Origin of the sequence: Streptomyces sp. NPDC048419, assembly GCF_043200415.1 — a bacterium.
In the GTDB taxonomy this organism is placed as follows: domain Bacteria; phylum Actinomycetota; class Actinomycetes; order Streptomycetales; family Streptomycetaceae; genus Streptomyces.
On the sequence record NZ_JBICXT010000070.1, the window covers coordinates 1 to 11,510 of the forward strand.

The 11,510-nt window shown below is 64.8% G+C and carries 10 protein-coding genes and 3 pseudogenes; 8 read left to right on the forward strand and 5 right to left on the reverse strand.

All coding sequences use genetic code 11. From position 1 onward, the window contains the following. Nucleotides 1-411: 411 nt before the first annotated feature. Nucleotides 412-1,980, reverse strand: a complete 1,569-nt coding sequence (locus ACGFYN_RS46910; RefSeq protein ID WP_393872106.1) for a hypothetical protein — start codon at nt 1,978-1,980, stop codon at nt 412-414. A gap of 8 nt (nt 1,981-1,988) precedes the next feature. After that, nucleotides 1,989-3,023: a hypothetical protein gene (locus ACGFYN_RS46915; RefSeq protein ID WP_393872107.1), complete on the reverse strand. Its 1,035-nt coding sequence runs from the start codon at nt 3,021-3,023 to the stop codon at nt 1,989-1,991. A 607-nt stretch (nt 3,024-3,630) separates the two neighbouring features. On the opposite strand from ACGFYN_RS46915, the pseudogene ACGFYN_RS46920 reads away from it, so the two are divergent. Beyond that, a pseudogene (locus tag ACGFYN_RS46920) lies at nt 3,631-3,789 on the forward strand (ABC transporter ATP-binding protein); the annotation flags it as partial. A 287-nt stretch (nt 3,790-4,076) separates the two neighbouring features. On the opposite strand, the pseudogene ACGFYN_RS46925 reads toward ACGFYN_RS46920, so the two are convergent. Further along, nucleotides 4,077-5,229 (reverse strand): annotated as a pseudogene (locus ACGFYN_RS46925) (IS1380 family transposase). Between the two features lie 1,225 nt (nt 5,230-6,454). Here ACGFYN_RS46925 and ACGFYN_RS46930 point away from each other — a divergent pair. Beyond that, nucleotides 6,455-6,691, forward strand: coding sequence for a hypothetical protein (locus ACGFYN_RS46930; protein ID WP_393872108.1), 237 nt, complete (start codon nt 6,455-6,457; stop codon nt 6,689-6,691). On the opposite strand, the gene ACGFYN_RS46935 is transcribed toward ACGFYN_RS46930, so the two are convergent. Both ACGFYN_RS46935 and ACGFYN_RS46940 read right to left on the reverse strand, forming a co-directional pair. Next, entirely contained in the window at nt 6,645-7,691 is a 1,047-nt protein-coding gene (locus ACGFYN_RS46935; protein WP_393872109.1) for an SPFH domain-containing protein, read from the reverse strand. The genes ACGFYN_RS46930 and ACGFYN_RS46935 overlap by 47 nt on opposite strands. A gap of 3 nt (nt 7,692-7,694) precedes the next feature. Beyond that, nucleotides 7,695-8,126 carry an NfeD family protein gene (locus ACGFYN_RS46940; RefSeq protein WP_393872110.1) on the reverse strand — a complete coding sequence of 144 codons (432 nt, stop codon included), beginning with the start codon at nt 8,124-8,126 and terminating at the stop codon, nt 7,695-7,697. A 395-nt stretch (nt 8,127-8,521) separates the two neighbouring features. Between ACGFYN_RS46940 and ACGFYN_RS46945 the strand changes: the two genes are divergently transcribed. The 6 genes and pseudogenes from ACGFYN_RS46945 (at nt 8,522) to ACGFYN_RS46970 (ending at nt 11,479) form a co-directional block, all read left to right on the forward strand. Next, the gene (locus tag ACGFYN_RS46945) at nt 8,522-9,022 is read left to right on the forward strand and encodes a hypothetical protein (RefSeq protein ID WP_393872111.1); all 501 of its coding nucleotides are present in this window, start codon (nt 8,522-8,524) and stop codon (nt 9,020-9,022) included. A 73-nt stretch (nt 9,023-9,095) separates the two neighbouring features. Continuing rightward, nucleotides 9,096-9,347: a hypothetical protein gene (locus ACGFYN_RS46950; RefSeq protein ID WP_393872112.1), complete on the forward strand. Its 252-nt coding sequence runs from the start codon at nt 9,096-9,098 to the stop codon at nt 9,345-9,347. Beyond that, a pseudogene (locus tag ACGFYN_RS46955) lies at nt 9,299-9,574 on the forward strand (IS5/IS1182 family transposase); the annotation flags it as partial. The gene ACGFYN_RS46950 and the pseudogene ACGFYN_RS46955, both read left to right, overlap by 49 nt. A 61-nt stretch (nt 9,575-9,635) precedes the next feature. Then, entirely contained in the window at nt 9,636-9,929 is a 294-nt protein-coding gene (locus tag ACGFYN_RS46960; RefSeq protein ID WP_393872115.1) for a transposase family protein, read from the forward strand. An 813-nt stretch (nt 9,930-10,742) separates the two neighbouring features. Further along, complete coding sequence (locus ACGFYN_RS46965) at nt 10,743-11,147, forward strand: hypothetical protein (RefSeq protein ID WP_393872113.1); 405 nt, start codon at nt 10,743-10,745, stop codon at nt 11,145-11,147. Nucleotides 11,148-11,152: 5 nt separating this feature from the next. Continuing rightward, nucleotides 11,153-11,479, forward strand: a complete 327-nt coding sequence (locus ACGFYN_RS46970; RefSeq protein WP_393872114.1) for a transposase — start codon at nt 11,153-11,155, stop codon at nt 11,477-11,479. The last annotated feature ends 31 nt before the right edge of the window (nt 11,480-11,510 follow it).

Sequence of the window (11,510 nt, forward strand, 5' to 3'; positions counted from 1 at the left end):
CGAGCATCTCGAGCGCACCCTCCGCCGGGGATTACGTCATATCCAGCTCCGGCCTGACCTCATCGATGGCTGCCTGGCTGGCACCAGACTGACCCCCACCCAGCAGCCGACAACAACCCGAGGAAGTCAGTAACGGCCATCGCCGTCAACATCGAGCGCCTCAGCGGACTGCCGCCAACCGAGGAAGCACCCACGCCCCGCCGACCGACTGCCTTCCAGAGCTACCTTGATCGACGCGAGATACCCCGGCCGAAGTCCTGGCGAACCCTGGGCAGTTGACCTCGGCAACTCCAAGATCCCCGACAGAGTCAAGCTAAGACAGAGGCCGCCGACGCCAGCCAACCATGAACCGATCTCAACCAAAGGTCCGGGTCTGGCTGAACCGGCGGTTGTAGCCCTCAACTTCTTCTTTCAGCGAGATTCCTCTGGGGGCGAGGGCGGGCCCTGGCCCGACGAGGGATCGGACGGTGGGCTCGACTGCGCCTTTGGTGGCTCCGTGCTTGATGAGGTGCCAGACGATTGGCTTGCCGATGCCCGCATAGACGAACCAGATCCTGAAGCATCTTTCCGGCTAAACCACTTCCCCAAGGTTTTCTTGAAGGAATTGAATGCCTGTCTTACAGCAGCGGAAGCGCTTGAGAACGTGTTGAGCACCGAGTTGACCACCCCCCGCTTGGTGCCTTCCGTCTTGTTTTTTGCGCTCTCGGATATTCCGACCCCCTTTGCCGCCGGAGCAGAGGGAACGTTGGAGGAAGGCTTGGTCGGACTGGGACGCTGTGACGTGTCTGGGACCCGTCGAGTGGGAACGGGGCGGAAGGGGGGCTTTCTGGTGGTTCGGGCCGGCGTCGCTGCCGATTGGGATATCCGCGTCGTCCCGGAGGCAGGGCCCGTGCGCCGACGAGACGACACCGTGGCCTGATGCTCTTCCAGGCTATTGCCCAGGTCGTGGCGCCGTTTTGAGGCTTCCTGGAGCGCGGCGCCGGATGCTTCATGGAAAATTCTGCCGCATACGTCTGGAGAGGAAACGAATTCCACTCCGGACGGGATCCAGCCATTCGGCCATTCTTCCATGCGATGACAGACAGTACTGTGATCCTGGAACAGCTTTGATAGACTGTCCCAAGACTTCACGACAGCCTCAGGGGTGGATTTTTCTCCCCCGCAGACGCGTAGATGCATCAAGAAATCACTCAGTCTGCGATCTCCAAGAATTTTTTGCGACTTTAGCCACTTGGTCCGGGATTCCACCAGCTCAAGGAAGTCCTCTATTGCAAGGTTGGGATCGCCCGCAACTGCGTGTATAATCGATTTTAGAGCGGACTCGTCGGCCAGATCACTATCATTCCATGTAGGGGCCTGGGGCCTTGTCAAATCACTCAGTTTGATACCCGCGGAACGATGCACGCGATTGGCAGTCTTGCGGAGCCAAATAGCCCCGTCCCATAGGGCGCTGGAGAAAATTTCGGGAGAGAATTTAATTCTCTCTTTTCCCCAGTCCGCAGGCCACTCTTTGATACTGTGCACACTTCTGGATGTCTCGACGAACACGTCATACAACTTCTCCAGGTGAACACGAGTCGGCTCGTCACTGGGCCTTTCGAGGTCCCCGTAGCACTGGGCAAGGGAATGTGTAAATTCTGGAAAACCTTGCTCTAGCTGCTCATCATTCAGCCATTTTCCCGAAACGTGAAGAGGGCGCGAGAATTGACTGACCTGCCAGCCGTTCCGGGTGATCGCTTCGACCAGAACGCGCACGGGCCTCTTCTGTTGATTGCTCGGCTTCGGTGCCTCCACCCTTTGCGGTCGCGATTGCTGCCCTTTTTTGATATTCAACGCTTCTTCGACGTCCGCCTTGGAAGCATCATGCAAGGCCCTTTGCGCGTCCAACGGCATATTTGTAATAGCTTGAATAATTTCTTCTATGCTTTGATTCTGTCCTTGAGTGCGAAGGCTTTCCGGGGAGCTTTCCTGCCTGGACATGGCTTACCTCAGGAGATGCGGGCTGGGCGCCGAAGCGCTGCTTCATGGATAATTCGGTGCAGCGCTTCGGGTGAGAAGGTCAATGCTGCAGGAACTTCTTGGATGAGCTGATTAATTGCTGTCCTTCTTTCTCTTTGTTCAGTAGCCGGAGGGAACTTGTCGGTCCAGCCTTCGGAGCCGACCAGGGGTGGTGGCGTCGGATCGCTGCTTTCGATGAACCGCAACGTGCCGGAGATGGGGTTACAGTAGGCCCAGCACCTGTCCGCCGCATGTCGGGTATTTTCTAGACCCCACCCCGTGAGGCCAGCCTTTTCGGCTAGCTCGTGGGGCCGGCAAACGATGATTGTTTCTTCTTCGGTCTTCCAACCGATCCCTTCCTTGCCGGTGGGCTTTCCATCGGACAGGTAATAGCGCCAGCGCTGGCTTGAGGGCTGCTGGTGGCTCTGGGTGTCGTAGCCGTACCACCAGCCAGTCGTGCCATAGCGTTTGACGCCGATGTACCTAGTGTCGCTTGCTTCTTCACGCAAAGGAGGGAGCTTAGGTGTCCATGCCCCATCTTCTTTTCCCACCTTTTTGCGATAGAGGTAGATCTCTCGGCGTTGGTCGTATGCGATCTCATAATTAGGGTCGTAGGCATCCCAACCTTTGGCTTCTCCGACGTCGCCCACGGGCAGCAGGTCAGTAGCTTGCTCCGGCGACTCCGGCACGGCCGCCCATTTTCCCAAGATCCACGTAGTAAGGTACTCGTACTTCTTTTCGGGGCTAGGGTCTGGCAGTGCGTCCAAGGCTTCGTCCAGGGCGTCCATTCCGTAGTCTGGGGCGATATAGACTGCGTCGGCGCCGTTCCGGTCGTTCGCCCAAGCCAGGAACTCGTTCCAGTCGTTAAACGCCTCCCACCACAGGGAGGAGTCACGCCACAGTAGGTTGAGGAGCGGCACAAACTTGCCCTGCATGGCGGCGGGCTCCCCGAGCGTTGGCGAGCCCGCCTCGCTCAGCTCCACCAGCTTGACTGCGTCGCCCTCATCACCACCCAGAGCATTCATTACCGGCTCCGTTTCCCGTGCGCCCCGCTGCTCGGAGCTGTGCGGCCGTACCTGTCCACACTGCTCCGTCCGTGCAGCCCGGGCAACCGCGGGGTGCTACACCGGCGGCCCGAAGTCACCGCCTCGAGACCTGCCTGGTGCGGGATTCGTCAATCGGTCCCACCGGGGGCGCCGTGATTTCGCGCGGGCGCTCGCCAGCGCTGGATCGACTTCAACTCCCCGGCCTACTGACCTCGGTGCATAGGGTCTGACTGGCCCGTCGAGAGTTAGTTAGGCCTGTCCCGGCGAGGAACCCGCCGAGGATGCTGCGCCGGTATTGCAGCGACTTGAGCCACCTGCGGAGCAGGGTCCCGAGCTCGCTGAGCGTGCGGGCGGCCAGGTTGGGTCGGCTCCGCTTAGAGATCCTACTGACCTTTCCGTTCAGTGAGCTTCTTCGAGTTGGCCACCGATCGGGTGTCATGTCGGACAGGTTGGTGCAGGTCAGATGGTTTTGCCCCTCCGCTTGGGGCGCCGGGTTGAAGAAGCTCAGTTGTCGTGTTGAGCGAGAGGCCGGTTTCGGCGAGGCAACCCTCGATGAGATCGGTGCGGGTGCGCCTGCCAGCCGGAGGAGGCGTGGGACATCCTGGTCACCGTCTCCCAGCACGCCAACATCAAACTGCGGGACGTTGCCGAGGCGGTCACGGCGGCCGCGACAGGCGAGCCGATGCCGGCTCCCCTGCAAGAGCACCTGGCAGCGGCCGTCCAGGCACGGAACGGCCGGGCATGAACGCAAGTGATTCCGCGCAAAACCCGCAGGCCTTACCGCACCACTCACCACTCCCGGCGAGGAACTTTGGTGAGCAGATCTGTGCATGGCTTCCGGCCCGCGTGCTCCAAGCACCTAGCCTCGATCATTCATGAGTCCCGGTCAGCTGGCTGACGGGGACTTTGTGTCTGCGCGGTAGGCCTTTCGGGCTGGGGCAGGCTGAGGGGCCCGGCTCTCGCGTGGGGTAGGCGCCGGGTTCCACGGCCCGGTGTGGTGATGCGGGTTGTCGGGATGGGTGAAGTGGCTGGTCAGCCGGGGTTCGGCAGGACATGGAGCCGCTCGGTTGCGTGGGTGATGACGTCGGTCCAGGGCCATCGGACCGTGAAGCGCAGCTAGTGGCGGCGGCCGGTGTTCACGAGCTGGGCGGCTGCGGAGAACAGTCGCAGGCGAAGCCGTTTGGGTTCCCAGCGGCGGGTGGTGCCGGTCAGGGCGAGCATGGGCATCCAGGCGAGGAGGTCGAGTGCGAGGGAGATGATCTCCAGCCAGATCCGGTTTTGTGCCGTGTCGTGCAGCGGCAGGTTGCGCAGACCGGTGTCGCGGGCGCCTCGGATGCGGTCCTCGCAGCGGGCCCTTCTGCGGTGACGCAATTAGAGGTCGGCGAGCTGGCCGCCTTTCGTGTTGGTTGCGAAGTAGGTCAGCCGCAGCCCGTCGAGGTCGGTGAAGCGCAACTGGGCGCCGGGGTGCGGGCGTTCCTTGTGGACAATCAGCCGCATGCCCTTCGGCCAGGAGGAGAGGTCGGGCATGTCGGTGATCTCTGCGACCCAGGCGCCGGGCCGCTCGGTGCCGCCGGCGTCGTAGGCCGGTGTCCTCGCCTTCTTCGGGATCTTCAGTACAGCCTGGTGGATGGCGTCGGTGATGGTCATTCCGACGGAATACGACAGCCACCGGCCTGGCCTGGAGAGCCAGTCGAGGAAGGTATGGGTGCCGGCGGCGGAGTCGGTGCGGATCAGCGTCTGGTGTCCCCGCTGCAGGTGTCTGGGGAGTTGGGCCAGGGCGAGTTGGGCGGTTTCGATGTGGTCGGCGGCGGTGTTGGAGCCGGCGTTGCCGGGCCGCAGCAGGACAGCCACCGGCTCTCCGGACCCGGCCGGGCCGTGCGTACTTCGGCTCGGGCCGTGCGGATTGCGGTGAGGGCCTTTGGTCCGGCTGCGGCGAGGGCGTCGACGAGCCGGGAGACCGTGGGGTCCGATGCCACCGGGCCGAACACGACGGGCTCGGCCCGCAGCACGGCGACGTCGGCGAGGCAGTCCCGCCCAGAGCTGTTGCGAGCGCGACATCCAGCAGGACCTTGCCCGGGTCGTGCACCGTCCGCGGCTTGCGCCACGGCGCCATTGCCGCCGATATCGCGGTGTCCAGACCCAACCCGATACGCTTGCTCACCTGGAGAGTGCTTCTTCCGTGCAGCCAACAGGACCCTCGACAAGTCCCATCGTTGCAGGTCAGGAGCACTCTCCGCTTATTTGATCAAGACGTGGACGAGCACGCCCATGAAAGCGCGAGGCTGGAGGGCGTCAGTCCTCGCTCGGGCTCACACGCGGGTGAGCAGCATCAGCCGCTTGTGGGCCTTGGACTTCAGGTCGTCGTCGGAGCCTTCGAGCGCGGCGGATGCCCGGGCGATCTCCTCCGTCATGCTCTGGGCCGGATGACGCGGGGCGACATGATCCAGGTAGCCGGTCTCGTCGAGGTTGTCGAGGAGTTCTGCCGAGTCGGCCGCGACACTTGGTCGGGACGTCGACCTGGGAGCGGAACGTGTAGACGACGGTTTCGGTGACGGTGAGGTCGACGGCCGCGGACACGTCCGGCTCATCCCCGCCGTCGCTGTCGTCCCCGCCATCACTGTCGGCGTGGTCGGCGTCGGGCTCGGGGCGACGTACGGACAGGACTTTGTCGGAGCGCATGAGCGTGGGGCCGGAGACGTCGAGGAGGACCGGACGTCCATCCCTCTTCGTCGGCCGGGGCGGCTTCCCGAACGACGGCCTGGGCGGAGCCTCGCAGGACGGAGACTTTGTCGCCTGGACGTAGGTCCCTGGCGTACATGCAGGTCTCGCCGTCAAAGTGGAAGTCGACTCGGGCGTGGGTGCACAGTGCGGACATGCTCTTGGCCTTTCGGACTGCGTCCGGATCGGCGAGCACGGCGCGCATGGTCGCTTCGAGGTCCTGCTGGACCGGCTCAGACAGCCGGTGCCCGGTGTCGCGCGCGAGCTGGGCGGCCTGCCGGGACAGTCCGGAGACGACACGGCGGCGCTGCACAGAGAGATCTTTGAGTCCGCCAGCGTCCAGGGAGCGGTAGGCCTCACGCAGTGCCTGTCTCAGTTCCAGGAACTGCCGGCTCTCATCCGGCTGGGAGCGCAAGGTGAACCTTCCCCTTGATCGTGGACACCTGGAGACTGGGACCTGAGGTCCCAGAGGAAGTAGCACCAGGTGGGAAACAAGTACACGAAGCGATAAACCGAAGAGTCCAAGCGCACAGCGCCGCCGGCGGACTGGCTCCGGTGGAATTCGAACGAACCGTCACCGAGGCCAGGACGCGAGCGCAACAGGAGGAGCGAGCAGCATAAGGAAGTCCTCCACGCTTTCTGGGGATTGACAGGTCCGCCTGCCCTTCCTGACCAAGCCGATCGCGCTGCCGGTGGCCGCCCGGCTGTGGCGCGGCAAGTCCACCGCCTCCCGCACCGACCTGGCCCTGGAGATGGTCCACGACCTGGCCGCGCTCTTCCCTGACCGCACCATCCACGTCACCGGCGACGCCGCCTACCACTCCATCAAGGCCGCCGACCTGCCCACAACGGTCACCTTCACCACCCGATGTCCGGTCATTGTCACCCGCCGTCAGCGAGGGGGTGGGACGGGAGGGTGTCTGGGGTGACGCGATCGGCCTTGGCTGCGTCGGCGAGGGCGGCGGCAGCGGCTTCCGCAGCCTGAGCCGTGTCGTCGGCGGCCTGGGCAGCCATGTCGTCCGTGGGTTTCTCGCGGGTGGCCGGCGACTGGGGCAGCACCTCGCTGAAGGCGCGGGACACGCCCTGGAGTGCGGAGGTGATCTCGCTGGGTATCACCCAGAAGTTGTTGCCCGAGCCCTGCGCGAGTTGAGGCAGCGCCTGGAGGTACTGGTAGGCAAGCAGCTTGGGGTCGGGATCGTTGCGATGCACGGCCTGGAAGACCTCGTCGATGGCCCGGGATTGGCCCTCGGCCTGGAGAATCGCAGCGGTACGGTTACCCTCCGCGCGCAGGACAGCGGCCTGCTTGTCGCCTTCGGCGGTGAGAATCTGCGACTGGCGTTGCCCCTCGGCCCCGAGAATCGCGGCCCGCTTGTCCCGCTCGGCCCGCATCTGCTTCTGCATCGCATCCTTGATGGACTGCGGAGGGTCGATGGCCTTGATCTCCACCCGGTTGACCCTCAGCCCCCACTTGCCGGTGGCCTCGTCCAGCACGCCACGCAGCTGGCTGTTGATGGTATCCCGTGAGGTGAGCGTCTTCTCCAGGTCCATGGACCCCACGACGTTGCGCAGGGTGGTGACGGTGAGCTGCTCGACCGCCTGAAGGAAATTCGCGATCTCATAGAAAGCCGCTCGCGGGTCGGTGACCTGGAAGTACAGGACGGTGTCGATCTCGACGACCAGATTGTCCTCGGTGATCACCGGCTGCGGCTTGAAGGAGACGACCTGTTCCCGCAGGTCGATCACCGGGTGAACGCGGTCGATGTAAGGGATGACGAGGCTAAGGCCGGGATTCAGGGTCCGGTGGTAGCGGCCGAGCCGCTCGACATTACGAGCGCGCGCCTGGGGCACGATGCGAACCGCCCGCACCACGGTGAAAACCGCGATCAGGGCGACGATCAGGCCGATAATGAGGAACGCCGAGGTTTCCATCGTTCAGTCCCGGGGGTAGACGATCGCGGTGGCGCCACTGATCTCTATGACGTCGACGGTCTTTCCGACGGGAATCACCAGCGTCTCGTCGTAGGCATGGGCCGTCCATTCCTCGCCGTCGATACGGACCCTGCCGTCCCGGCCCGTCACCTCCGAGACGACATAGGCAGGCTTGCCGACCAGCGCGTCGATGCCGAATCGCTCCGCCTGGGGCTGGAGCACGTGGCGCAAGGCAATGGGGCGCACGAACAACACGGTGACCGTGGCGACGACGGTGAAAACCAAGAACTGGAAGGGCAGCGGCAGCCCCACCGCGGCGGACCCCGCCGTGACCAACGCCGCCGCACTCAGCATCCCGAGCGCAGCAGTGAGGGTGAGTATCTCCGCCAAAGCCAACACGGCTGCGACGATCAACCAGATCAGCCATGGATCCATTGCATGCCTCTTCTGACCGGCGAGTGCGAAGGGCTTGACTCTCACCATTGGACCCCGATACCAGACAGCCGCGATACCCCTGGGAAAGGAAGCCCTACCGAACGAGCGGAGGTGTCTGGCGCAACGTACTACCCCAAGCGACCCCTTCATACCTTTAAGGTAATTTTACCCATACGGATAAGATCACTCCTTTCACGCAGACACATAGGCATTTTCAGTGAGACTCCGCCAAGCTCGTTTCCCCAGTCCAGTGGGGCTGGTGTGATGCGCCGGTGAGGTCCTCACGCTGGCAGGTGGGGTGATCGTTAGCACGAGATCGTCCGGCGCGGGTGTTCTCGCGGGTTTTGGCGTGAGGTTCGGGGCTGCCGCGTAGGTTCCGCGTCGGGAGGGATGTCATGACAGACGTGCTGACGTGGACGATCGGGCGGCGGCTTGAGCTGGCGAAACGTGCCGAGCTGCTGCGTAAGGAGCTGGGCGAGCTCGAGCTGGAGGTGGCCCGGTTGGAGGCCGCCGAGGTGGTGTTCGGGCAGTGGGCCGAGGCCACCGACGGTGGACGGCGGCCGTCGGGCATCGTGTCGCCGGAGCCGGAGCCGGAGCCGGAGCCGGAGCCGGAGCCGGAGCCGGTTGCTGTGACGGTGGGCCCGAGTGCGGGCGGGATGCGGGTGGTGCCCGATCGTGTCGAGGGGATGGGGCTTCAGGCCCTGACCTCGGAATACCGCCGGATCATGGAGATCGTGGCCGGGGCGGACGGTCCGGTGATGGCCAAGGACGTTGCCGTCGGACTGGGCCGGGAAACGACGCCGGGGAAGATCGAGCCGGTCCGGGGTCAGCTGCGCAAACTCTCCGACGGGGGCTGGCTTGTCCGCACCGCATCGGGCCGCTACCGACCATGCTGACCAGCGGTGTTGGCGGCCGGACGGGCCGATTCCTGCCGTAACGCGAGGGCCCCCGGCGGGAGTTGGTTGATGTGTGACGAAAAACCAGCCCGCCGAGGGCGCTCAGGATGTTGTCTACCAGGTCCGCCTCCCGCTGTCGAAGCGGACCATCAGCCTCGTCGCCGGCCTGATACGCCAGCGCCGGAACCAGATGCGCTCGCCCTGGCGCAAGGCCGAACCAGGTAAGCAGGCCGTCATCGTGCTCGCCGTCCTGCGCACGACCAGCGCCTGGCCGACATGGCCGGCGGCAACGGTGTCGGGGAGTCCACCCTCCGCCGCTGGGTGAAGGAAGTCGTCAAGTTGTTGGCCGCCCGCGCCCCGCGCCTGGACCGGGCGTTGAAGAAGATCGCCCGCAGCGGCGGGGTCGTGGTCCTCCTCGACGGCACCCTGATCCGCACCCACCGCCGCACCGGGAAGGACGACCGGAAGAACTACTCGGGCAAGCACAAGGCCCATGGCCTGCTGTTTCTCGCACTGACCGACGAGAAGGGCAACCTGATCTGGATCTCCGCGGCCAAGCCCGGCCGCTCCAGCGAGATCACCACCGCCCGCCACAACAAGATCACCGAACACCCTGCGGGAAACCGGCCTCCGCGCCCTGGCCGACCTCGGCTTCGTCGGCCTCGACGACAAACCCGACGACGACCCGGTGATCATCACCGGCCGCAAGGCCACCCGCAACCACAAGTTGACCGCCACCGAGAAGGAAGCGAACCGCCTGGTCAGCCGCGAACGCGCCGCCAACGAACACGGCTTCGCGAACCTCAAGAACTGGCGGATCCTGACCAAGCTCCGCACCGACACCCCGCAGGCCACCACGCTCCTGCGGGCCCTGCTCGTCCTGGCGAACAGCGAAGTGCAGCGGTAACGAGACGGGGCGGACGATCTCGCCCCGATGATCACGCCACCTGCCAGCGTGAGGGCCTCATCGACACATCACACCAGCCCCACTGAACTGCGGAAACGAACTTGGCGGAGGCTCACTGGTACGTCTTGCTCTAGCCGCAGCACACCCAACGCGCGAGAGTTGTCGGCTCCGGCGTTGTGGGAAACGGCTGGTCGCGAAGGCCCGCGACCTACTCGGGGCGCCCCTGCATTCTGCCGACACGTTCCGCGACGATGCCCTCCCTGACGTTCGTACCGGGTATTTCACGGTCCTTTGGTGCTTCGAGCGGCTCTACGCGGGGCGGCGCGCCATCGAGGACGGCGGTACGGCCAGCCGGCGACCGTTGAACGTGCTGCGCGGCCGGGCTCGCGCCGGACCAACGCCGTCGACCGGGTGCAGCGAGTGGCGGGCATAGTGAAGTCGCTGGTCATGGGGGCTCGTGTGAATGCGTTCTTCTGTGCTCGCGCTGGTCGGCGGCCGGTGTCCATGATGAAGATCGTCTGGCAGGGCGGCGGGGCGTTTTCTGGGGTTCTGCTGGTTCGTCGCGAGTGTCCGCCCACGATCCGTCGCCGTGCACCGACGTCCCGATGAGAGCGCGCGTGTCTACCGCTTGCCTGATTTTGCTTCGTGGCGGTCGAGCTCGGTCAGCAATCGGCGCAGTGACGCTCTGGTGGCGCGGATCTCCTCGTCGGGGATGGCTGCGAAGAGGGTGCGGTGCAGTCGTTCGGCCCTGGCGGTGACGCGGGTGAGTGACTGCTTGCCGCGAGGTGTCAGGGCTAGCCGGGGGGAGCCGCGGTGGTCCGGGTTGGACTCATAGGCGGCGAGGCGAAGGGCCACGAGGTCGTTGGCGACGCGCTGGACGTTCTGCCAGCTGACGCCGAGGCGCTCGCCGGCTTCGCCACCGCCACTCCCAAGACGGCGGACGGCGAGGCCGAGATGATCCGCCGGCTAAAGATCGCCCACGACCAGGCCGTCGAACAGCGCGCGGCCGCGATGGTCACCATGAAGGCGATGCTCGTCCACGCCCCCGATGGCCTGCGCCACGAGACCGCCGGCAAAACACAGATCGCTCTGGCCCGGCACCTGGCGGGTCTGCGTCCTCGACAGCTGGAGGGCCCTACCCTGAGGACGCACTCCGTCACGCCCTGCGCACGCTGGCCAAGCGGTGGCAGTACCTCGATGCCGAGGCCAAAGAGCTGACGAAGATGATCGATGACCTGGTGCACCGAGCCGCCCCGCAATTACTCGAGCCGTTCGGCATCGGAGTGGACACAGCCGCGGAAATCCTCGTCGTGGTCGGCGACAACCCCGAGCGCATCAAGTCAGAAGCCGCACTCGCCAAACTCGCGGGCATCGCACCCGTGCCCACCGGCTCCGGAATGACCAGCGGCAGACACCGCATCAACCACGGCGGCCATCGCCAGCTCAACGCCGCGATCTACCGCACCGTCATCGTCCGCATGCGATTGGGTCTGATGCAGGTTCGGGTGACAGGTTCGATCACGCGGCCTGGAGGGCCGGTGTGGTCATGACGATCTCGAATTCGACGGGGGTCAGCCGGCC

Coding starts and splice junctions, on each gene's coding strand:
- ACGFYN_RS46915 (WP_393872107.1), bottom strand. CDS start 3,023: ATGAATGCTCTGGGTGGTGATGAGGGCGACGCAGTCAAGCTGGTGGAG.
- ACGFYN_RS46940 (WP_393872110.1), bottom strand. CDS start 8,126: ATGGATCCATGGCTGATCTGGTTGATCGTCGCAGCCGTGTTGGCTTTG.
- ACGFYN_RS46945 (WP_393872111.1), top strand. CDS start 8,522: ATGACAGACGTGCTGACGTGGACGATCGGGCGGCGGCTTGAGCTGGCG.
- ACGFYN_RS46935 (WP_393872109.1), bottom strand. CDS start 7,691: ATGGAAACCTCGGCGTTCCTCATTATCGGCCTGATCGTCGCCCTGATC.
- ACGFYN_RS46910 (WP_393872106.1), bottom strand. CDS start 1,980: ATGTCCAGGCAGGAAAGCTCCCCGGAAAGCCTTCGCACTCAAGGACAG.
- ACGFYN_RS46970 (WP_393872114.1), top strand. CDS start 11,153: ATGATCGATGACCTGGTGCACCGAGCCGCCCCGCAATTACTCGAGCCG.